21 protein-coding genes are annotated in these 21,335 nt (G+C 57.9%); 5 read left to right on the top strand and 16 right to left on the bottom strand.

Going from position 1 to position 21,335, the window contains the following annotated elements; genetic code table 11:
* Positions 1 to 14: 14 nt before the first annotated feature.
* From GKQ23_RS04805 to GKQ23_RS04820, 4 genes are all read right to left on the bottom strand, one after another.
* Entirely contained in the window at positions 15 to 710 is a 696-nt protein-coding gene (locus tag GKQ23_RS04805) for a PAS and helix-turn-helix domain-containing protein (protein WP_249168476.1), read from the bottom strand.
* Positions 711 to 1,034: 324 nt separating this feature from the next.
* Positions 1,035 to 1,319, bottom strand: coding sequence for a hypothetical protein (locus GKQ23_RS04810; RefSeq protein WP_212409907.1), 285 nt, complete (start codon positions 1,317 to 1,319; stop codon positions 1,035 to 1,037).
* Between the two features lie 701 nt (positions 1,320 to 2,020).
* The gene (locus GKQ23_RS24155) at positions 2,021 to 2,206 is read right to left on the bottom strand and encodes a small membrane protein (RefSeq protein ID WP_371820075.1); all 186 of its coding nucleotides are present in this window, start codon (positions 2,204 to 2,206) and stop codon (positions 2,021 to 2,023) included.
* Positions 2,207 to 2,808: 602 nt separating this feature from the next.
* Positions 2,809 to 3,279 carry an Lrp/AsnC family transcriptional regulator gene (locus GKQ23_RS04820; RefSeq protein ID WP_056231631.1) on the bottom strand — a complete coding sequence of 157 codons (471 nt, stop codon included), beginning with the start codon at positions 3,277 to 3,279 and terminating at the stop codon, positions 2,809 to 2,811.
* Between the two features lie 141 nt (positions 3,280 to 3,420).
* Here GKQ23_RS04820 and GKQ23_RS04825 point away from each other — a divergent pair, with 141 nt between their 5' ends.
* The gene (locus GKQ23_RS04825; protein ID WP_056231633.1) at positions 3,421 to 3,843 is read left to right on the top strand and encodes a DUF2000 domain-containing protein; all 423 of its coding nucleotides are present in this window, start codon (positions 3,421 to 3,423) and stop codon (positions 3,841 to 3,843) included.
* 150 nt (positions 3,844 to 3,993) lie between these two features.
* Here GKQ23_RS04825 and lldD read toward each other — a convergent pair whose 3' ends face one another.
* Positions 3,994 to 5,139: an FMN-dependent L-lactate dehydrogenase LldD gene (gene lldD / locus GKQ23_RS04830; RefSeq protein ID WP_056231635.1), complete on the bottom strand. Its 1,146-nt coding sequence runs from the start codon at positions 5,137 to 5,139 to the stop codon at positions 3,994 to 3,996.
* On the bottom strand, positions 5,136 to 5,927 hold the full coding sequence (gene lldR, locus GKQ23_RS04835; protein WP_056231637.1) for a transcriptional regulator LldR: 792 nt from the start codon (positions 5,925 to 5,927) through the stop codon (positions 5,136 to 5,138). Before lldR ends, lldD begins: the two co-directional genes overlap by 4 nt.
* Before the next feature lie 432 nt (positions 5,928 to 6,359).
* Between lldR and GKQ23_RS04840 the strand changes: the two genes are divergently transcribed.
* On the top strand, positions 6,360 to 7,391 hold the full coding sequence (locus tag GKQ23_RS04840; RefSeq protein ID WP_056231640.1) for a methyl-accepting chemotaxis protein: 1,032 nt from the start codon (positions 6,360 to 6,362) through the stop codon (positions 7,389 to 7,391).
* 73 nt (positions 7,392 to 7,464) lie between these two features.
* Here the strand turns inward: GKQ23_RS04840 and yddG are convergent, their stop codons facing one another.
* The 10 genes from yddG to GKQ23_RS04890 form a co-directional block, all read right to left on the bottom strand.
* Positions 7,465 to 8,346 carry an aromatic amino acid DMT transporter YddG gene (yddG, locus tag GKQ23_RS04845; protein WP_212411560.1) on the bottom strand — a complete coding sequence of 294 codons (882 nt, stop codon included), beginning with the start codon at positions 8,344 to 8,346 and terminating at the stop codon, positions 7,465 to 7,467.
* 222 nt (positions 8,347 to 8,568) lie between these two features.
* Complete coding sequence (locus GKQ23_RS04850) at positions 8,569 to 9,108, bottom strand: carbapenem biosynthesis protein CpmH (RefSeq protein WP_212409908.1); 540 nt, start codon at positions 9,106 to 9,108, stop codon at positions 8,569 to 8,571.
* Positions 9,105 to 9,644, bottom strand: a complete 540-nt coding sequence (locus tag GKQ23_RS04855) for a hypothetical protein (protein WP_056231642.1) — start codon at positions 9,642 to 9,644, stop codon at positions 9,105 to 9,107. Before GKQ23_RS04855 ends, GKQ23_RS04850 begins: the two co-directional genes overlap by 4 nt.
* A gap of 182 nt (positions 9,645 to 9,826) precedes the next feature.
* Positions 9,827 to 10,666 (bottom strand): PRD domain-containing protein, encoded by an 840-nt coding sequence (locus tag GKQ23_RS04860; RefSeq protein ID WP_056231643.1) that lies wholly within the window; start codon positions 10,664 to 10,666, stop codon positions 9,827 to 9,829.
* Positions 10,667 to 10,690: 24 nt separating this feature from the next.
* Complete coding sequence (locus GKQ23_RS04865) at positions 10,691 to 12,157, bottom strand: glycoside hydrolase family 1 protein (protein ID WP_212409909.1); 1,467 nt, start codon at positions 12,155 to 12,157, stop codon at positions 10,691 to 10,693.
* Positions 12,154 to 13,980, bottom strand: a complete 1,827-nt coding sequence (locus GKQ23_RS04870; RefSeq protein WP_212409910.1) for a beta-glucoside-specific PTS transporter subunit IIABC — start codon at positions 13,978 to 13,980, stop codon at positions 12,154 to 12,156. Before GKQ23_RS04870 ends, GKQ23_RS04865 begins: the two co-directional genes overlap by 4 nt.
* Before the next feature lie 204 nt (positions 13,981 to 14,184).
* On the bottom strand, positions 14,185 to 14,517 hold the full coding sequence (locus GKQ23_RS04875; RefSeq protein WP_212409911.1) for a chorismate mutase: 333 nt from the start codon (positions 14,515 to 14,517) through the stop codon (positions 14,185 to 14,187).
* Positions 14,518 to 15,204: 687 nt separating this feature from the next.
* Positions 15,205 to 15,534 carry a multidrug/spermidine efflux SMR transporter subunit MdtI gene (gene mdtI / locus GKQ23_RS04880; protein WP_212409912.1) on the bottom strand — a complete coding sequence of 110 codons (330 nt, stop codon included), beginning with the start codon at positions 15,532 to 15,534 and terminating at the stop codon, positions 15,205 to 15,207.
* Complete coding sequence (gene mdtJ, locus GKQ23_RS04885; RefSeq protein ID WP_056231657.1) at positions 15,521 to 15,895, bottom strand: multidrug/spermidine efflux SMR transporter subunit MdtJ; 375 nt, start codon at positions 15,893 to 15,895, stop codon at positions 15,521 to 15,523. The genes mdtI and mdtJ overlap by 14 nt, the downstream gene beginning before the upstream one ends.
* Positions 15,896 to 16,978: 1,083 nt before the next feature.
* Positions 16,979 to 17,710 (bottom strand): hypothetical protein, encoded by a 732-nt coding sequence (locus tag GKQ23_RS04890; protein WP_212409913.1) that lies wholly within the window; start codon positions 17,708 to 17,710, stop codon positions 16,979 to 16,981.
* A gap of 300 nt (positions 17,711 to 18,010) precedes the next feature.
* Here GKQ23_RS04890 and GKQ23_RS04895 point away from each other — a divergent pair, with 300 nt between their 5' ends.
* From GKQ23_RS04895 to GKQ23_RS04905, 3 genes are read left to right on the top strand one after another with little or no spacing between them, the layout of a single operon-like run.
* Complete coding sequence (locus GKQ23_RS04895; RefSeq protein ID WP_212409914.1) at positions 18,011 to 19,126, top strand: ABC transporter substrate-binding protein; 1,116 nt, start codon at positions 18,011 to 18,013, stop codon at positions 19,124 to 19,126.
* Positions 19,127 to 19,128: 2 nt separating this feature from the next.
* Positions 19,129 to 20,283 (top strand): iron ABC transporter permease, encoded by a 1,155-nt coding sequence (locus GKQ23_RS04900; protein ID WP_212409915.1) that lies wholly within the window; start codon positions 19,129 to 19,131, stop codon positions 20,281 to 20,283.
* Positions 20,280 to 21,077: an ABC transporter ATP-binding protein gene (locus tag GKQ23_RS04905; RefSeq protein WP_212409916.1), complete on the top strand. Its 798-nt coding sequence runs from the start codon at positions 20,280 to 20,282 to the stop codon at positions 21,075 to 21,077. Before GKQ23_RS04900 ends, GKQ23_RS04905 begins: the two co-directional genes overlap by 4 nt.
* Positions 21,078 to 21,335: the final 258 nt, after the last annotated feature.

Genomic DNA, 21,335 nt, shown 5'->3' on the forward strand with positions numbered 1-21,335 from the left:
AGGGCTCCTTGTGGTCAGATAAACTGAATTCCTTTTTCCAGCAGGCGCGGGGGGATGTAGTTATCCAGGCCCATCGTCCGGCAATACTCTTCAAATTGCCTGAAGCTGTGTACGCCTGCTTTCTGATACAGGGTATAAATATGGTGCTCTACGCTACGAGGACTCAGGTTGTAAATCCGGGCGATTTCTTTGGTGGTGTGGCGCTGCAGTAAAAGAAAGAGCGTATTTAACTCTACGCGGCTGAACATCGAGGAGGTGGCTTCTGTCGTCAGAACGCTGGGTTTCTGTTTGTTGATGTATTTTAGCGGTGTCAGGGTATCCAGCCCGCGGGCACTCCAGATAACGCCAGTGAATTGCCGATCGGGGCCGAATAGCGGGATTTTTTCGCAAAGGTAAGGCTGTAAGTCGGGCCGTCCAAACCAGTAGTGGGTTTCGATTACCGCCACGCGATCCTGAGCTGACTCTGTTAGTCGATCGTGCTCGACCATTTCGTCAGCATACTCGGCCCAGCAGGCGGGAAAATCACCGTCGAGTTTGCCCTCCAGACTGAAATGAAGGGGGGTGTTGGTATAAGAATACGCCGCTCTGTTCATATACAGATGGCGCGATTTTGCATCTTTAATTCCCCACGGAGCGTTGAGGTGTTCAAACAGGCCGATCAGTACGCTGAGCTGAGAGGGGGCGGCAGGCATGTTGTCACTGATATGCATTGCATGTCCTTTGCGGTTGATAAAAGGGGCAATGCAAAAGCGTACCGGAGATAGCGCGGGCGATCACTCCGCTAAATCTTGATAAATGACATTATCGGCCCACCGGCCGCCTCACCGTGTAGTTTTGCGGATCACCACCTTGCCGCAGTGCTGCTGGCAGTCAACATAATAGCGGCGACAACTCCGCGGTTGAGAAGCTTGTTATCAACTGAACAGGGGTCGCAACTCGACAGAGGGTGAGTTAGCCAGCGGGGGGGGAAGAGGCTCACCCGGTAAAGCGTACCGGAGGCGTTTCAAAGCCTGCTGTGTAGGTGAGAGCCGCTCTCAGTGATCCTTCATCCCCTCTGCCCGGCGGGCGGTCTGGTAAACATAAACGAGCATCGGTTCCAGATCGGCGTCGGGGCCGGCGCTGATGATTTTGCCGCGCAGCCACGTGATTTCACTGCTGATTTCTGGCGGAAACAGGTTGCCGTTCTCGGCGTTACGCAGCCATTTCAGCAGGAAATTATTCTTCCCCCTGGCGTTCCCCGGCTGCTTTTTGCCATACATCCTGAGCGCAACCAGGATGCAGTAGTAGAAGTGGACGCGCCTGCTGAAGCTTTGTGACATCGTTGTACTCTCAATCGGTAACGTGAAATCATCGCTTGCTCCGCCGTCAAAACGGCGGGTTCTGATCAGGGCTGATAGTGACACGGCTACTAAAAAGGACGCAATCTGAAAAATTCAGGCTTGTGTTGACCGTCGTGCGGCGCTCAGTTGTCATGATGCTTCCGGGACAAGGGGCTGAATGTTCACCGCGATGGTGGGTGCAGCAGGCTGCCGGTCGTAAGCTGAGGGCTCAGAATGGCCGAAGAGAGAGCATAACGCTAACAAGTGGTAAAAAGGCAGGAACAAAAGGAGGCGGGACGGGCTGGCGGCAGTAAAGGCCGCCGGGTGTTGACCGGCAGGTGCTCAATTAGCGCCTGGTCCTGGGTAAGGACTTCTTTTTAACATCGTGCAGCCACGAGTGAAGGCTCCAGACGGAGACCGCAATCAGTAAAGTCGCCATGCTAATAAGGAAATAGTCATTCATAATGATACCCGGTCTATTTAACGTGATTGGTATGCGATTAATCCTAGTATTTAGCCATCAGGTACTCACTGGATTTCGCTGCTATGGGTCAATAATACGTTAAATTATTCCTGGGGGAATAAGACATATCTCCCTTTGTTGTCAGTGGCGGACTACAGATTTATCTTAATAATGGCGTCATCTCCGGCGAGCCAGATGGCTCGCCGGAAAGTGGATAGCCCGCCAGTAAAACAGGGGATTATCTTTTTTTCTTCGGGAAAGAAGAGTTTCTTCTGTCGCGAATATATGAAATCAAGCTGTATGCAGAGACTGCAATGAGCATGAATGCCATGCTCATAAGGACGATGTCACCCATTTCATTTTCCCCGGTAAATGTAAACAGAGATGCATGGGAAAACCAAAGGTAAAAGTTCTTACCCCTCATTTCCCATATAACGACCTATAACACACTAATTATCAAGCCTTACTTATCTGTCGCCGTGCTGAAGAGAGGCGCTGTTGCAACAGGTCTGAAGCCCGTTTTACAGCCAGTACGTCAGGCACTGCTTTACCGGGATACGTTACGTAACGCCAGATTCAGCGAGGAGACAGCTCTCATCTTAAGTCAAATTTTTAGCCAGTCAATTAGCATTAAGGAACTGAATGATTTGATTTTGTAATAAGGGTTTACTTTGAGGGGAAATATCAGCGTCACGCGTGACGGTTTTGTTTTAATTACCGCAGGTTGCAGAGTTTTTAAGAATATACTTAGGTTACAGGTTTCTCCTTAAATTTAAGACTATTCACAGGTCAAAAGAGGGGAGGGGGTCGACGGGCAGGTGAACAGATGCCCGCCTGACGCACCCTTCTCGCGGCTGAATTGCAGCGTTGAACCGCGCAACAGGACGTTATTGGCGCGGCAGAGCCCCGCAACTTCCGTCGCTAACCGGAAAAAAAGTATGGTGTGAAAAAATTAATCTTTTACGGCCAGAGATCGGCCCTTCTGCCGCTAACAGGTAAGCGGTGCTGTTCGTCATCGCTAAGGGTTCAGCGTGATTTTTGTAACGGATAGCCCACCAGCGGCTTAATTTCCTTCAGTACAAACATACTTTGCATCTCTTTTATACCCGGCAGGCGGCGGATCACCGTCATGGAAAACTCCGCAAAGGCGTCGAGATCCCGTGACACCACCTGCAGCAGGAAGTCGGCATCGCCGCCGATGCTGTAGCAGGCCACTACGTTATCCAGCGCGGTCACCTGCTGTTCGAACTTTTTCGCATCGGCTTCGCTGTGGCTGTCGATGCTCACCCGCACAAACACCATCACGCCCAGCCCGATTTTGCGGCGATTCAGCACCGCACGGTAGCCCTGAATCACCTCCTCCTCCTCCAGCCTGCGCACTTTGCGCCAGCAGGGCGAGGCGGACAGGCCGATTTCGTCGGCCAGCGCCTGGTTGGTGATGCGCGCGTCGTTCTGTAGCAGGGTGAGAATGTGCATCTCACTGGGGCTTAAGGTCATCAGGTCATTTCCTGTCTTTTGATGGCGGTTATCAGGTAAATCTTGCCCTTTTTTACTGTTTTTACAAGCAATTCAGACCACCTTTTCCAGGTGGAACGGGCGATACTATTGCTCCGACGGCACATTAGAACAGGAATGATGATGAAATTTGATGCAACGCAACAACGCTGTACCATCGTGGTGGACGCCCAGCTTGCTCCGGGGCTGGCGATGAATGCCGCCAGCGTGATCGGCATCAGCTTCGGCCGCACGGTGGATAATCTGGTGGGGCCGGATCTGCACAGCGCAGACGGGGTCAGCTATCCGGGGGTGATTTATGCCCCGCTGCCGGTGCTGAGGGCGGAAGGGAGCTATCTGCAGGCGTTGCTGCAGACGGCGCAGCAGGATGACGAAATTTACGTGATGCCGTTCAGCGCGCTGGCGCAGTCGTGCAAAACCTATGACGAGTACGGCGAGCGTATCTCCTCGGTCAGCAGCCCGCAGATCGCGCTGGTGGCGATCGGCCTGATCGGACCGAAAAAGAAGATTACCCGCCTGACGGGGAATCTGTCGCTGTACCGGTAACACCGGGCAGATGGCTGTCTGCCTCCTTCAGCCCCCGGATTTCCGCCTGATCGGGTTAATCCCTGCGGCTGCCGGGGGAGCGGGATGCCCGTTGAGCGGCTGGACGTGGCCTGCCGCTCAACGGTGTTGGTGCAGGCCAGCGGCGCAGTATTACGCCAGCCCACCGTCGACCAGCGCATCGCGTGAGATGGCGGCGATATTTTTGGCACCGGTCAGGGTCATCGCTACGCGCATCTCTTTTTCCACCAGGCTTAACAGATTCGCCACGCCCGCCTGCCCGGCGGTAGCCAGCGCATAGAGGTACGCGCGGCCCAGCAGCACGCTGTCTGCGCCCAGCGCGATCATCCGCACCACGTCCAGCCCGTTGCGGATGCCGCTGTCGGCCAGAATGGTGATATCGCCTTTGACCGCATCGGCGATGCGCGGCAGGGCGCGGGCGCTGGAGAGCACGCCGTCCAGCTGGCGGCCACCGTGGTTAGAGACCACGATGCCGTCGGCGCCGAAGCGCACCGCATCGCGGGCGTCATCGGCGTCGAGAATGCCTTTGATCACCATCGGGCCGTCCCAGGCTTCGCGGATCCACTCCAGATCGGACCAGCTGATTGACGGATCGAAGTTCTTCGCCAGGTAGCCGATATAGTCCTCCAGCCCGGTGGGTTTGCCGAGGTAGGCGGAGATATTGCCGAGGTCGTGCGGCTTGCCGTGCAGGCCGACGTCCCATGCCCACTGCGGATGAGTGACCGCCTGCAGGTAGCGGCGCAGCGCCGCGTTCGGGCCGCTCATGCCGGAGTGCGCGTCGCGGTAGCGGGCACCCGGAACCGGCATATCCACGGTAAACACCAGCGTGGAGCAGCCGGCCGCTTTGGCGCGTTCCAGCACGTTGCGCATAAAGCCGCGATCCTTCAGCACGTAGAGCTGGAACCACATCGGCCGGTCCATCGCCGGGGCGACCTCTTCAATCGGGCACACCGAGACGGTGGAGAGGGTGAAGGGGATGCCTTTCGCCGAAGCTGCCCGCGCCGCCTGCACTTCGCCACGGCGGGCATACATGCCGCACAGGCCGACCGGGGCCAGCGCCACCGGCATCGACAGTTCTTCGTTAAACAGCCTGGTGCGCAGGTCCAGCTCAGACATATCGTTCAGCACCCGCTGCTTCAGCGCGATCTGCGCCAGGTCATCGACGTTGCGGCGCAGCGTATGCTCGTTGTAGGCACCGCCGTCAATGTAGTGAAACAGAAACGGTGGCAGTATGCGTCTGGCGGCGGCGCGGTAGTCGCTGCCGGCTGAAATGATCATCGGTTTTCTTCCTTTATCCACTTATCTTCGTCGCCCGGCAGGCGCGAAATACGCTCCTGCCGGGCCGCATTTTCCTGCAGCGTCTTCAGCGTGGCGTGCACAAAGCCGAGGTGCTGCTGTGCTGCGCGGCGCGCGCGTTCGGCATCGCCCGCGAGGATCGCCTGCAGCAGTTCAGCGTGCTGTTCGGTCAGCCGGGCGTGGATGTCCGGGGCGCTGTACATCCGCTGGCGGCTGTGCGCCACCGAAGTTTGCAGCAGATCGAAAAAGCCGCGCATGGTCTGCAGTAACACCACGTTGTGTGAGGCCTCGGCGATCGCCAGGTGAAAACGCACGTCGGCCTGGGCAGCCATCTCTTCGGAGCGGCTTTCCTGCTGGCAGAGGGCATCAAAACAGCCCTGCAGCTTCTGCTTATCCTCTTCGGTGGCACGCAGCGCCGCATACCAGGCGGTGCTGGCCTCAATGGCGTGACGCGCTTCAAGAATATCGTCACGGTAGCTGGGGTCGCCCGCCACCAGCGCCTTCAGCGGCTGTACGATACGCTGCTGTGACCAGCGTGCGCTGTCGTCCGTTTCGCAAAGCCAGGTACCGCCGCCGTGGCGGCTGTAGAGTACGCCTTCGGCAATCAGCGTGCGCAGCGCCTCGCGCAGCGACGAACGCGATACCCCGAGCACTTCCGCCAGCCGACGCTCGGCAGGCAGGCGTGCGCCGGGCGCCAGCTCAAGCTGCTGGATCTGCTCTCTGAGCCGGGCCGACAACGAGAGCGCGGCCGGTGGTACTGGGATGTTCATGGTCTTCACCTGCTGGCCTGAAGGAGCGGGAGGGGGCTTGCGCAGAGGAGTCACCCGACTGATAACTGGTAGGACCGTTCAGGGATTCAGCCTGCCTGCTGCACATATGGTTAATATTTTGTTATTTAAAAACAATCTTCGACGCGACTATTTTGCTTTTTTGCGGGCAGGGTACAGTTTTTTAGCGAAGTGGTAGGACCATAACCAGGCGCGGTGACAGGCGGTGGTCATCATATTTTCCTATGGCTGGCTAAAGGTTTGCGATTCAATTGCTTATGCTTAACGTCATGAAAATTAAGTCAAATTAGTGATTTCGTCTGTTACAGGCTGGTGACAGCACGCACTTTCCCACCCTACACTTTGTGCTTTGTGACGTGCTGCCGGTGGCGGTAGCCGATACGCCTATCACCTGGCCGGAGACCCCTGATAACGATGTCCAATCCGCATGAGATCGTCGATCTGAGTAAACACATTCGCAAAATGGCTGAAGGTAAAATTGCCGATATTAATGATATCAACCGCGAAACCACCTTTCTGGCGCTGAATGCGCTGATTGAGGCAGCCCGCGCGGGTGAGGCCGGACGCGGCTTCGCCGTGGTGGCGAATCAGGTGAAACACGTCTCCGGCGTTATCGCGGATATTACCACCAGCCTGAACAAAGAGCTGGCGGGAGCGCTCTCTGAGCTGACGGCGCTGGGTGACAGCATGATTGCCCGCTTACGGGATCATCAGGGGCAGCGCTGTGTCGATCTGGCGCTGAATACCATCGACATTATCGATCGTAACCTGTACGAACGCTCCTGCGACGTGCGCTGGTGGGCGACCGATGCGGCAGTGGTTGCCTGCGTCAGCGCGGCGGACGCGGCGGCCTGTCAGCATGCCGCCCGCCGGCTGGCGGTGATCCTCAGCAGCTATACCGTTTACCTGGATATCTGGATCGCCGATGCTGCGGGCAACGTACTGGCTAACGGACGGGGCGATCGCTATCCAGTCAGCGGGCAAAACGTTCGCCATCTGGCGGCATTCAGTGAGGCGATGGCGACCCGCAGCGGCGATGACTATGTAAGCAGCGATGTGGCAGAGCTGCCACAGCTGCACAATGCGTCGGTGGCAACCTACGCCACGGCGATCCGTGAGCAGGGGGAGGCGCACGGCAAGCCAATCGGGGCGCTGATGATTTTCTTTGACTGGGCACCGCAGGCCACGGCCGTGGTCAGCGGGGTGCGGCTCAGTGAGGAGGAGTGGTCGCGCACGCGCTGTATGATCCTCGATTCGCACCACCGGATCCTGGCCAGCAGCGATGCCAGCGCCAGGCTGGGCGAGCGGTTTCCGCTGCACACCGACGGGCGCAGCAGTGGTTTCTTTCAGCCGGATGAAGGACGAACCGTCTCCTTCGCGCTGACCCCGGGCTACGAGAGTTATGACGGGCTGGGCTGGTATGGGGTGATCGAGCAGCGGAATTAATGTTCGCCGCCCCGGGCGGGGCGGCTGTACTGGTCAGCATCGAGCAGATTAACGGCCAGCATATTGCCATTTATTATCGCTGACGGGTTGACCACCAGCACAGCAGCGAGCCGAGGCTGACCATCGCGGCACCCTGCCAGAAGCTGATCGACAGGCTGGCGTTGAGCATCACCGCCGCCAGCATCGCCGAGATCACCGGAATAAAGTAGGAGGCGGTGGCCAGCACCGTGACGTGACCGTGCAGGATCCCGATGTTCCAGGCCGCGTAGCCGAAGCCCATCGCCATCGCGCCCAGCAGCAGGTTCACCCCCACCCGCAGAGTAAAGACCATTTCCGGCTGCGGCGCGGCGAGGAATTTCACCCACAGCGTCAGCGCCGTCAGGATAAAGAACAGGGTGATGCCGTTGCTGCCGTTGGCAATCTTTTTAGTCACCACGCAGTAGATTGCCCAGATCGCCGCGCCGCTAAACGCCAGCCCGTAGCTGAGCGGATTGGAGGCGACGCTGGCCGCAATTTCGCTGAAGGAGAATGCACGGTCGCCGGCCAGCACCAGGCAGATGCCGGCGATCGATACCAGCATGCCGGGAATAATCAGCAGGCTGCATCTCTGCCGGGTAACGATCACCGACAGCAGAATGGTCATGCCCGGCCACAGGTAGTTAACCATACCGACTTCGATCGCCTGGGTGCCGGTGCTGGCGAAGCCCAGCGACAGCGACAGGCACAGCTCGTAGCAGACAAACAGCAGGCTGCCGGTAATCAGGTAGGCGCGCGGGAAGGTTTTTACTTTGGGAAAACCAAGGGTCAGCAGCAGCACCAGCGATGCCAGGCTGTAGATCATCGCCGCCCCGCCAATCGCCCCCAGCCCTTCGCTGACGCTGCGGATCAGCCCGACGATGGCGCTCCACAGGACGATAGCAATCAGCCCGATTGACGTTGCCTTTTTTGCTGTTATTTCCACTCAACCCTCTGCCATTATTTCCCCGCGCGGGCGGAGGGGATCCCCGCCTCGCTGATGGAAGCAGGCCGAAGCATTCACCCACGGCTGCCGCGCTGTAAGGTAGCAAAATCAGATGAGCCTGCGCTACGCCGTCAACGCCTATCTGAAAAATATCCAGCCAACAGCCCCGCAGCCCCGTAGTTCGGGGCTTTTATTTATCCGGCAGCTCGCTTTCCTTCAATACTCCAGTTCATCCGGCACCGGGTAATCCTGCACCCTGAGCTGGCCTGCTGAGATGACCAGCGTCGCCACCCACAGGCTATGCCTCTCCCCGCTAAGTAAATTATCCAGTTCGCTAAAGGCGTGCCGCAGTGATGGGGTGGTTGCCCACTTTTCCCGATCGGACAGGGAGTAAGTGAACCAGACGGCGGTGGTTGTCGCACTTAGCTTTTCAACCCGCCCGACACGGTTGACCACCATTCTGCCGTAGCAGAGATCGGCATGGATTTTCCAGTTTCGCTCTCCCTTCGGCGTTAATGCGAAGCGACTGCCACGTTTTGCAGCCAGACCTGCATCGACCAGCGCGTGCAAGCGGCCGGACTCCCACGGAGACGCTGCCGCCAGGGCCGCCACCGGCCAGACCGTCTCGCCAAGGCACAGCGGCGGCTGTCGGCGATAAAAGTCGTTAATCAGCTGAGCGTAATCAGCGCCCGTACTCGCGGCGAAAACCGGTAGCGCGAAAAACACGTTTAGCAGTATTGCCGTCAGGATTTTCACGGCTGCAGATCCCGCTCATCCACCTCGGCCCAGGCCTGAGTGGCGGAGTCGTAGCTGTTTTGGGTGATCGTCTTTTTCATCAGTGACCACTGATAAAGCGGGACGCCCGGATCGTCATCGGACTGGGTAAACCGATAGTAGGAGAGCTGGAACGGGTTGCGGTCATAAGGGCTCTCGCCCTTTTTCTCTGCGTTGATCAGCCAGAAAGTATTGCCGCGGCGAAACAGCTGATTATCCTCGACCAGAAACTCCGCGTCCGCCGACAGGCGGTAGTCAAACCACGTAAACCGCTCGCTGTTTGCCACCGGCATAATGCTGAGGCCGCCGTCGCCGCGATCGACGAAGAAGGTCAAACCAAGATTAGGGTGGGAAGTGTTGTTATCGAATTGCGCGACCACGACATAATCCTGTCGCCCGTCATCATTGATATCCAGAGGATTTATTCCCTGTTTGAGCAGGACCGGAGAGAGGGCGCAGACGCTGTTGCTGAACGCTGCGGCCGTCAGCCAGCATAAGGCCCGCAGGGTGACTGTCATTATGCTTCCTTTCATCAGACACGCAGGGAGGGGAATCACAGGAAGATAAGGCATTTGCTGATTATTGCTGTGCCGTCGGTGCGTTACAACGACGATGTGAGAACGTACAGCCGGTCACAAGGGAGTCGGAAACCGCTGAAACGAATGATAGTGCCATCCGTTCAGGCTCTGTTGGTTACTGATTACTCCACCTCGCCCTGCGCCAGCCGGCTGATATGAATGCTCAGCCAGGTCAGCTCGTCGTTGGGCAGCACCAGCTGGTGCTTCTCTTCAACGTAGTCACGCACAGCCCAGGCGACCTGCATCGCCTGTGGGTGAAAGCGCACCATTTCCTGATAGAAATCATCCCCGTTGCGACTGACGATCTTGCCCGCCAGCACCCGTTCGGCAAAGTAGCGCAGATGGGTGATAAAGCGGTTGTAGTTGATGGTGGTGATATCCAGGTTGCGGTTCAGCTTGTAGCGAACGATTTCGGCAATGCGGTTCACCAGCTGGACCTGCTGGTGGGCGTCGCCGTTGTCGCTCTCACCGGAGGCGTTAATCAGGTGAAAGGCGATATGCACCGCTTCGTCGTCGGGCAGGGTGATGCGAAAGCGCTGGTTCACCAGCGCCGTGGCGCGCAGGCCCAGTTCATACTCGCGCGGGTAGTAGCGTTTCACTTCCCAGCTCAGTTTGTTCACCACGTTCATGCCGCTTTTACTGCGCTCAACGGCGAAGAACAGGTGTTCGGCCAGCGTGAACAGCAGCACGCTGTTCAGCTTCTCAGCGTACTGCGGCTGCGCCACGGCGATGATGTCGTGGGTAACGTCAAAAAAGGCCGCCGGCACGCTGTCGGTCAGAGAAAGAAAGTGCTGTGCTTTGTAGCTCTCCAGCGGAATAAACACCTGCTCGATATGACTGGCGTCAACCAGCGCACCGGGTTTGGTGCCAAAGCCCAGGCCTTTGCCAAACAGGATCATCTCGCGACCCTCCTGTTCAACCAGCAGCATACTGTTATTCAGCGACTTCTTAACTCTTATCACATGCGTTTCCCGCGGCCTGATGACTTAACTGAGATCGCTGCCGTTGGTGGCGATCACTTTCTGATACCACCAGAATGAGTCTTTACGCAGGCGGGCAAGCGAGCCGTGGCCTTCATCATCCTGATCAACATAGATAAATCCGTAACGCTTGGACATCTGTGAAGTACCGGCACTGATAATGTCAATTGTTCCCCAGCTGGTAAAGCCCATCAGCTCAACGCCTTCGTGGATCGCCGCCAGCATTTGCTCGAAGTGTGATCTGAAGTAGTCAATGCGGTAGCCGTCGTGGATTTTTCCGTCCACCACTTCGTCGCGCGAGCCGAGGCCGTTCTCCACGATAAACAACGGCTTCTGGTAACGGTCATACAGCTCCAGCAGGGAGATCTTCAGCCCGACCGGGTCGATCTGCCAGCCCCATTCGGACGCCGGCAGGTAGGGGTTTTTTACCCCCAGCACGGTGTTGCCCGGGATGCGCTCGGCGTCCGGCTGCGTCGATTCGGTCAGCGACATGTAGTAGCTGAAGGAGACGAAGTCGACGGTGTGGTTGCGCAGAATATCCAGATCGTCCGGCTGCATCTCAAGACGGATGCCGCGCAGCTCCAGGTCACGCAGGATCAGCGGCGGGTAGGCGCCGTTTACCTGCACGTCGGCGTAGAAGTAGTTTTCCAGATTTTTCTTCAGCGTTGCCTGCACATCATCCGGGTGACAGGTGCGCGCATAGGTGGTCAGTTTGGTCAGCATGCAGCCTACCTGGCTGCCCGGAATAATCGCGTGGCAGTCGCGGGTGACCAGCGCCGAGGCGACAAACTGGTGGTGCAGGCCCTGATAGATATCCTGCCGGGCATGGCCCGGTGCGCACTTCTCTTCGCGGATCCCGGCGGTGGTAAACGGGTGGCGATGGATGCTGTCGATCTCGTTGAAGGTCAGCCAGTAACGCACAAGGTCTTTATAACGATGGAAGCAGACGTTGCAGTAACGGACGAAGGCATCGACCACGTTACGGTGCACCCAGCCGTTGTACTTTTCGCTGAGGATCAGCGGCATCTCGTAGTGGGAGAGGGTGACCAGCGGCTCAATGTCGTGCTTACGCATCTCGCTAAACAGATCTTCATAAAACTGCAGGCCGGCTTCGTTCGGCTGCGCCTCTTCACCGGAGGGGAAGATGCGTGACCAGGCGATGGAGACGCGCAGCACTTTGGTGCCCATCTCAGCAAACAGCGCCAGATCCTCTTTATAACGATGATAGAAGTCGATGCCGCGACGTTTTGGGTATTTCTCATCGTTCAGGCCGTTCAGCGCATCCTGAATATTTTCGTCGCTCAGCGCCATATGGCCGCTGTAGTCCTTTACGTCCATATTCGGCTTATGCGCAATCGCATCGGCTACGGACGGGCCTTTGCCCGCCACGTTCCAGGCGCCTTCCGCCTGGTTAGCGGCGATGGCCGCGCCCCATAAAAAGTTCTGCGGAAATACCGGGATGTTCTGTTTCATACTGACTCCTTTAAGGTCATCACGTGCTGAGTGCCGACGGCAGCGTCGGACGAAGGGGAGAGCACCTCGAAGCGGTCGCTGTTGGTGACGACCATCACCACCACCGGATCGAAGCCGGCGGCAATAATCGCTTCAAGGTCAAACCTGACCAGCAGATCGCCGGCTTTAACGTGCTGATTTTCAGTGACTTCAGGCCAGAAGTTGCGGCCTTCCATCTTGATGGTATCAATGCCAATGTGGAAAATAATCTCAGCTCCGCTGTCGGTGAGCATACTGAGCGCATGGCCGCTCTCAAACAGGCTGCTGATGGTGCCGTCCGCCGGGGCATACAGCGATCCGTGCGTGGGGATAACGCCGATGCCGTCACCCATAATACCGGCAGAGAACACCTCATCGTTGACCGAGGAGAGCGGGATCACCGTGCCCTCCGCCGGGCTGTTGAGATCGAACGCGTTGACCCGCGTCGGCGTGGTGGCGGTTGCCTGCGGCTCCTCATGCCAGATCGCCAGGGTGACAACAAAGGTCACCACAAAGGCCAGCCCGGCACCGGCCAGCGCCCAGAGAATATTGGCCGGATTGGTCGGTGAGACGAACATTGAGATGCTGGCGAGGCCCGGGCCAACCAGCGCAAACGCTTCTACCGCCATCCAGCCGATAAAGCCGCCGCCGATCACGCTGCCGATAATCACCGCATACAGCGCCTTCTTATTCAGCAGCGTAATGCCGTACAGCGCCGGTTCGGTAATGCCGCACAGCGCGGAGAGCCCGGCCGACAGCGCGGTGGACTTTTTCACCCTGTCGCGGCTTTTAAAGTAGATGGCAAAGCAGGTGGCCGCTTCGGCAATATTGTGCGCCAGCGACGCGGGCAGGTAGAGCATCTCGCGGCCGAACTGCGACATCGAGGCCACGGCGTAGGGGATCATCGGCTTGTGCATACCGGAGGCGACCATAAATGGCAGCACGGCGGCCAGCAGCGCGGTGGCGACAAAGCCCAGCTTGCCGTACAGCCAGAGGATCACCGTGGCCATGCCGGAACCCAGTTCAAAGCCGAGTGGGCCGAGCAGCAGCAGCGTCACCGGTACGGTGACCAGCAGCGACAGCATCGGTGACAGGAACACCCGCAGCGCCGACGGCGAGTAGCGGTTAAAGAACTTCTCGGTCTGGGCGTAGAACAGCACGCAGAGGATCGCCGGGAACACCTGCGAGGCGTAGGCGATATTCAGCAGATCGAACGACAGGAACTGTGCCCCCTCCGCCAGCTGTTTCGACATCGCCGGCAGCACCAGCACCGACACCGCCGAGACCGCCACCAGAATATTAACCCGCAGTTTGGTGGCGGTGGTGATCGCCACCAGAATCGGCAGGAAGTAGAGCGGGGCGGAGCCGATGGCGTCGAGCACCTTCCAGGTGGAGTTATCGCGGGTCAGCCAGCCCATTACGTCGAGCAGCAGCAGCAGCGATTTCAGCACGCCGCCGCCGGCAATCGCCGGGATCAGCGGCTGGAAAATGCTGATCACAAAGTCAATCAGATACGGCCCCCACTGGCGACGTGCGCCGGGTCTGGCCGCGTCAGGCTGGCGGCCTTCTGCCAGCTGGCGCACCGCCTCGTAGATCTCAATCACCTCTTTGCCGATGATCACCTGACACTGGACGTTGACCCGCACGCCCAGCACGCCCGGCACTTTTTCCAGCGCTGGCTGGTTGACCCGCGCGTTATCCACCAGGCTCAGCCGCAGCCGGGTTGAACAGTGCTCGATATGTTCGATGTTATTCACACCGCCAACCAGGTTAATTATTGTTTGTGCCGTTTCCAGATAGCTCATCTGACACCCCTTATTTTTCCCAAAAAAAAAAGACCTGAAGCCCCGGTTTAAGGGAGCTTCAGGTCTTGCCTGGTTGATACCAGTGACACGCCTGCCCACAGTTCTATAGCGGCAGAGGGGGAAAGGCAATGAGATTACCGAATCGTGTATGGGAATTGTGAGCGAGGCGGCAAATTACGCTGTGGTGTCAGATACTGCTGGTTATCAGCCGGACTTACCGACGGTGAGCTGCTGATGCTGATGCTGATGCTGATGCTGATGCTGATGCTGTTGCAGTTCATAGTCGATAAATGCGCCAATCATCGCCCGCCAGACGCTTTCTGCAATCTCCGGCGGCAGCCCCTGCTCACTGGCCTGCAGGCGAACCTTATCCACCACCTGCTGCACGCGGTCCGGCGCGCGCACGGCAGCGCTGTCTTTTTTAAAGGCGGCCGCCGCCTTAACACAGGTCGCGCGTTTCGCGATCAGTTTCACCAGTTCACTATCAAAGGTGTCGATTTGCCGGCGGAGTTCGTCGAGGGAGTTACCGATATTCATGTTGATCCTTGTAGCTAGTACAAAAGTACAAAGTACCGTTTTTACACTCTCTTTGCCAGTGGCTGAAAGGGCGAAATTGATGCATCAATGTGGGCTGGCTGGCGCAGATACACAATAATCAGCGTTCTGGCAGAACGAAAAAAGGCAGGGTGGTTAGCCCCGCCTTGCTTCAGGTTGCCGTTACCCCTTAGGGTCTTGCGGCAAGTTGTCTGATGACAACGATAATGCTAAGGCTGATGTGCAGAATTTGCAGTATCAGCAGAATGCTTCCCAGCAGTATCACCGGTGCGCTCCTTATCTGAACAGAGCACCACACGCCGTTAATGCCTTTGGGTTTTCCCTCACGACGCATTTCTGCTTCACATTCAGGTGGCACTCTTTTAGGTTCAGGCAAACCGGGCAGCACCATCTGTTACCGGTTGGGAAAAACCAGGGATGAGTCCTTTCAGCTACCGGCAAGAGGTAACCTGATACTGCTGTGAGCAGGCTGATTATAATGGGGGAAAGGGATGTGATAACCTGCAAATCGTGCGTATTCTGTACTGAGTGACATTGACCTTACCTGTTGACGTGATACGATTTCATGGCTTCACACTTCAGGTGGTACGATTCTTTATGCGGCTACCAATCGCTAAAAGAGATAAAAAACCGACGTCATCGTCGGTTTTTTTTCGCCCTCATTTCTGCTCAGGCCAGCTTAATCATCACCATTCCGGCCAGCAGCAACAGCAGACCCAGCCAGCCTTTGCGGTTCAGGCGCTGACCAAACATCACCCAGCCCGCTGCAATCGTCGCTATCAGGCCGAAGCCACCCCACAGGGCGTAGGCAACCGCAAGATCGATGCCTTTCACCGCCTGCGATAATGCGCTGAATGCGGCCAGCACGCCCAGCAGGGAGAGTACGCCGTAAGCCTTACGTTTAAAGCCGTTCGACAGTTTTAGCAGGATATTGGCGGCAATTTCAAGCAGAATGGCCACCAGCAGCCAGAGGGCATGTACCCATTCAAACGCCTGCATGATGCCCCCCTGCCTGCGTCTGTGCGGCTCGTGGGGTTTTACTGCGGGTGCCCGTTTTAATCAGCGCAATACCGGCGATTAGCGTGGCCAGTCCGGCGACTTTCATCAGTGATACGGACTCATCAAACAACAGCACGCTGAACAGGGTAATAAACAGGATCCCCACCCCTTCCCACATGGCGTAAGCCACGCCGAGAGCGATTTTTTTTACAGAAAAGGAGAGGAAAATATAGGACAGGGCGATCATCACCAGCATCAGCAGATAGCCGCCGTGGTGGTCATTTACATCTGCCCATTTCATCGACAGGGTGCCGGTAATTTCAAAAGCAATGGCCAGAGCCAGCAGGAACCAGTAACGCATAATATCTCTTCCACAAGAGAGTCATCATCGTGCGTCAGCCCACCGTTTGCGCGAGGCTACGGGGCTGAAAGCAGAAAACAGAGTCGGCAAAGCCACGCAGAAATGCGTTATGCCGCAGGCGGAAGAGCAGGACTAAAGTGCGTTACGCCAGTGTTGTTCACCGGTAATGAGGGCGCTGAAGGTGCGTGTTGAGGTAAAGCAGAAGCGTTCGTTTCTGAACAAAGTATCCATATAATTTACAACTTATCCGCGTTGTTGCTTCTCGTCGGTGCGGAAAGAAAATTGTCCTCAGTTGTTGTACACCCGCGGATCGTAGCCTGGTTCATAACGTAAAGTGACGAAATTTGCGCTTCTTTACGCTGGGTGCCGGTAAAGCTGCGGCTGTTAACGGGCTGCCACGAAAAAAGGCGGGTGGTGAAACCCCGCCTTGATTCAGGTTACCGCTGCTCCTTACGGTCTTGCGGCAAGTTGTCTTGCGACAACGATAATGCTAAGACTGACGTGCAGGATTTGCAGTATCAGCAGAATGCTTCCCAGCAGTATCACCGGTGCGCTCCTTATCTGAACAGAGCACCACACGCCGCTTATGCCTTTGGGTTTTCCCTCGCGGCGCGTTTCTGGCTTAGTGAAACAACAGGCACTCTGCAGGTTAAGGCAAACCGGGCAGCACCATCTGTTTCCGACCGGGAAATTTTCAAATCCTTTTTCAGCAACCTGCCAGAGACAGCTTCGTGTAATCATTAAGCTTCGCGATTATAAGCATTCGAAGCTTAAGCTCGAACCACATATTGTGCGTTTTTCAGGCGGTTGCTTATTGACCGCAGGGCAGGGGGTGATAACATTATTTGGCTTAGTGATACAGCAGGTATTGTTCCGTTGCAGGGCTACCAACCTGAAAATGGGGCGGATTAGGGCAGGCTGGTTACCTCGCCTTAATTCAGTTTGCGTTGAGGCCTTATAAGGCTTAGTAAAGTGTATTGCGACAACGAGAATGCTCAGGTAACGAAAAAAAACCGACGGTAAAGTCGGTTTTTTTTCGTCCCTGTTCAGGCTATCGATGGCGGTTCAGACTCTGCTCGCCATTCATCCACAGGCCCCGGCAAAAATTACCCCGCGCGCGCTCATCTCACGCTGCCAGCGGACGGCGCTGGTGGTCCAGTAGACGGACTTAACGCCGAAACGTGCCAGCTCCGCCTGCGACCAGGAGAACCACTTCTCCGGGAATTTCTGCCGGTAATCCGCCAGCAGCTGTGGGCAATAAGCGATCTTTTCGCTGACGCCGATCGTCTGGTAAAACTGGCTCTCCTGTTGTGCCAGCGCGATAAATTCGGGCTGTGTGACAAACTTTTGCGCCGTCATCCCGTCTTCGCTGTTTTCCATCGCGATCTCGCTGGCCGGGCTGTGCAGGCTGCCGTGCCACAGAAGGTAGCTGTTCTGGCCAATATATTTGTTTTTGCCTGCGGGGAACAGGTAGCTGGCGCAGGCGGACGCACAGACGTTTCTCACCTCAACGTCAACGCCGCGCTTGTGGATCTCACGGCCTAATTTCATCGCTTCCACGACGTCGCCGCCGATGCTGTTGAGGGAGATTTTCTCTACCCGGCGCATCTTTAGCTGGTTAATCACTTTCTCTGCCGAGCCGGAAATAATTTTGCCATCATAGTAGAGCGTACCGTTACGTACGCTGATTTCCGGCGGTGAAAGCAGCACCCGCTCGTCCTGAATATCGATGGCCTGTGCGGCAGCGGTCGGTGCGCTGAGCGCGCAGGCAAGCAGCGGCAGCAGCGTAGAGAGCGGGGATAAGCGTGGCAACATGATTGCGGGTTCCTTGTGCAGTGGATCAGGCGGCGGGCGCAGGCGCATGGCGTTGGCGATACGTCAGTCATGTCCGTAGTACCCTTGAGTTTACTTGATTCCCGTACCTGCTGTCGCAAAACGCGTTGCCCAAAGGCAGAACGGCGCGTGGGCGGCAGGTGGTTCGCGCAAAAAAAAACGGCAAATGTGGAGCCTTTGCCATGAAATCGTCAGGTAATGTAAATAAATGTATCAATGTTGAGTGATTATCATTTAAATTTAGCCGGTCTGATTTGACTCTCTTACCTCGGGAAAAAAACAATGTCCTCATCTGTCTTTAAACGCCGTGCTGTTGCCGGTGCGCTGGCGCTTGCCCTGCTGGCAACCGCCACCTCAGCCCTGGCTGAAATCAAAACCCTGACCGACGTCATCGGCCGTCAGGTGAAGGTCGACCTGCCTGCCAAGCGCGTGGTGCTGGGTTTCTACTTTGAAGATTATATGGCCGTGGGCGGTGAGAAAGCCTTTGATTCGGTGGTTGGCCTGTCGCGTGAAGCGTGGGAAGGCTGGGTGCCGGCTAACTGGGCGATGCATGTGGCGCACCGCCCGTCGCTGAAAGACATTCCTGACGTGGGCGAAGTAGAGGCGCAGAACTTCTCGGTGGAGAAGGTGCTGAGCCTTAACCCGGACCTGCTGATCCTCGCCGACTGGCAGTATCAGGCGCTGGGTGCCGATATCAAGCGTATCGAGAAGCAGGGCATTCCGATCGCGGTCGTCGACTTTAACGCGCAGACCGTTGAGCGCCACGTGGCCTCCGCCCGCGTGCTGGGCACGCTGACCGGGCAGGACGCGCGGGCGACGGAAATCGCCGATCTTTATGCGGCGTCGTTGAAACAGGTGGCCGATCGCGTTAAGGCCTCCGGCAAGCCGCAGCCGAAGGTGTACGTCGAGTTTGGCAATAAAGGCCCGGAAGAGTACTCCTTCACCTACGGCAAGAACATGTGGGGCGCGATGGCCACCGCGGCCGGCGGCAACAACATCGCCACGCCGTTTGTTGAGTGGTGGGGGCCACTGAACCCTGAGCAGGTGCTGGCCTCGCAGCCGGATGCTATTTTCATCGCCGGGCGTGAGAACAATGCCAACCCCAATGCGCTGCCGATGGGGCAGGGGGTAAAAATTGACGACGCGCGCGCGAAGCTGAAGGGCTTTGAGCAGCGTGCAGGCTGGAGCGGACTGCCGGCGGTGAAAAACGGCAAGGTGTACGGCGTCTATCAGGGCGCGTCACGTACCCTGTCTGACTTCGCGATGGTGCAGTATATGGCCAAACAGCTCTACCCTGAGCAGTTCAGGGACGTCGATCCGCTGGCTAACTACCTTAACTACTACAAAAAATACCTGCCGGTCACCCCGGAAGGTACCTTTGTGGTCGGCGTTAAGTAACGATGCCCCCCGGCGGCCCGCCGCTGCGCTGGCGGGCCGTCCGGCACCTCACCGATCGTTTCGATCGCGCTGCTGCGGCGGCGCGTGATTTTCTGGATACCACCATGACTATTCCCTCTGCCAGCCGCAACGCCATTGCCGCGCACCGCGCGCGCGAACGTAAGCGCTGGCGTTACGTGCTGCTGTTTTTACTGATTACGGCGGTCAGCCTGGTGTTTGATATCGCCACCGGCCCGTCGATGCTCTCACCCTCTGAGGTGATCCGCTCGCTGACCGGGCTGGGCGAACGGGCGGCGATGACCGACGCCATCGTGCGTGAGCTGCGGCTGCCGATGGCGCTGATGGCGCTGGTGGTCGGCGCGGCGCTGGGCGCCGGCGGCGCGCAGATGCAAACCCTGCTGAATAACCCGATGGCCAGCCCCTACACGCTGGGAATGGCGGCCGCGGCCGGTTTTGGTGCCGCGCTCAGCCTGGCGTTTGGCGGTTTCGGGCTGAACCCGATGTTCGCCGTGCCGATCGGCGCGTTTCTGTTTTCAATGATCGCCGCGCTGTTCCTGTTTATGCTGGCCTCGATGCGCCGGGTGCGCACTGAAACCATTATTCTCGGCGGCATCGCGCTGCTGTTCCTGTTCCAGTCGCTGCTGTCGCTGATCCAGTTTCTCTCCGCGCCGGAGCTGTCACAACAGATCCTGTTCTGGCTGTTCGGCAGCCTGACCAAGGCCACCTGGCCAACGTTAATCCTCACCGCCGTAGTTACCCTGGTCTGCTGCCTGCTGTTGCTGGCCGACTCGTGGCAGCTGGCGGCGCTGCGTATGGGCGAAACCCGCGCGCGCAGCCTCGGGGTGAACGTGCGCCGCCTGCGCATGAAGGTGCTGGTGATCGTGGCGGTAATGACCGCCACCGCCACCAGCTTCGTCGGGGTGATCGGCTTTATCGGCCTGGTGGCGCCGCACATTGCGCGCATGGTGGTCGGTGAAGATCAGCGCTTCTCGCTGCCGATGTCGGTGCTGAGCGGCGCGATGATGCTGTCGGCGGCGTCGGTGCTGTCGAAATCGATCGTGCCCGGCGCGCTGTTCCCGGTCGGCATTGTTACGGCGATCGTCGGCGTGCCGTTTTTACTGTGGCTGATCTTCGCCCCGCGCAGGAGTGCCTTATGATCGCGCTCAACGGCATTCAGGTGCAGCGCGGTGGCCGCACCATTATCAATGGCCTTAGCACGTCGCTGGCCGCCGGGCAGATCCACGTGATTATCGGCCCCAACGGCACCGGAAAAACCACGCTGCTCGGCGCGCTGTTTGGCGAGCTGCCGCTGGCGACCGGTACGATCCGCTGTGGAGAACGCGAGTTAACCGCCGGCAAGCCGCGCGGAAAAACGCTGCAGCAGTGGCGCGACGGCATCGCCTACCTGCCGCAGGACAGCACGGCGGATATCGGCCTGACGGTGCTGGAGGTGGTGGTGCTCGGGCGGTTGGGCAGGCTGTCGCTGCATATCTATGACGAGACGCTGGACGCGGCGATGCAGCGGCTTGAGCAGGCCGGGATTGGTCATCTGGCCGAACGCGATATCGCTTCGCTCAGCGGTGGACAGCGGCAGATGGTGCTGTTTGCCCAGGTGATGATGCGTGAGCCTGAGGTGATGCTGCTGGATGAACCGGTCAGCGCGCTGGATCTTAAGCATCAGCTGGCGTTGCTCAACCTGGTGCGGCGCGAAACCCGCGCGCGCAACTGGGTAACGGTGATTGTGCTGCACGATCTCAACCTTGCCTGCCAGTACGCGGACAACCTGCTGGTGGTGGCCGGTGGTCAGCTGCAGGCCGCGGGGCGGCCGCGCGAAGTGATTAACGCGCAGCTGATCGGTGACACTTACGGCGTCGAAGTCGAGATCCTGCATGACCGGGCCGGTAACCCGGTGGTGCAGCCGCTGGGGATATCGGCACAGGGTGACGCATAGTACAGATAGCCAGTGCAGGCTGATGTGACTTAGCCTGCCTGGCTGCCTGGCTGCCTGGCTGCCTGGCTGCCTGGCTGCCTGACTGCCTGACTGCCTGTTAACCCGCCTGACTCTTAACTCGTCCGTCTGTCCGGTACCTGATAAAACGGCCAGGGGGGCCGGTGAACGGAGAGCGGGCTTCAGCAGAAAAATGCGCGCCAGATCGCGTTTTTAAGATCAGCGCGCTGAAACCGGCGGCGTAACAGAGTAGGGTGCCCG

Source organism: Erwinia sp. E602 (assembly GCF_018141005.1).
In the GTDB taxonomy this organism is placed as follows: Bacteria; Pseudomonadota; Gammaproteobacteria; order Enterobacterales; family Enterobacteriaceae; genus Erwinia.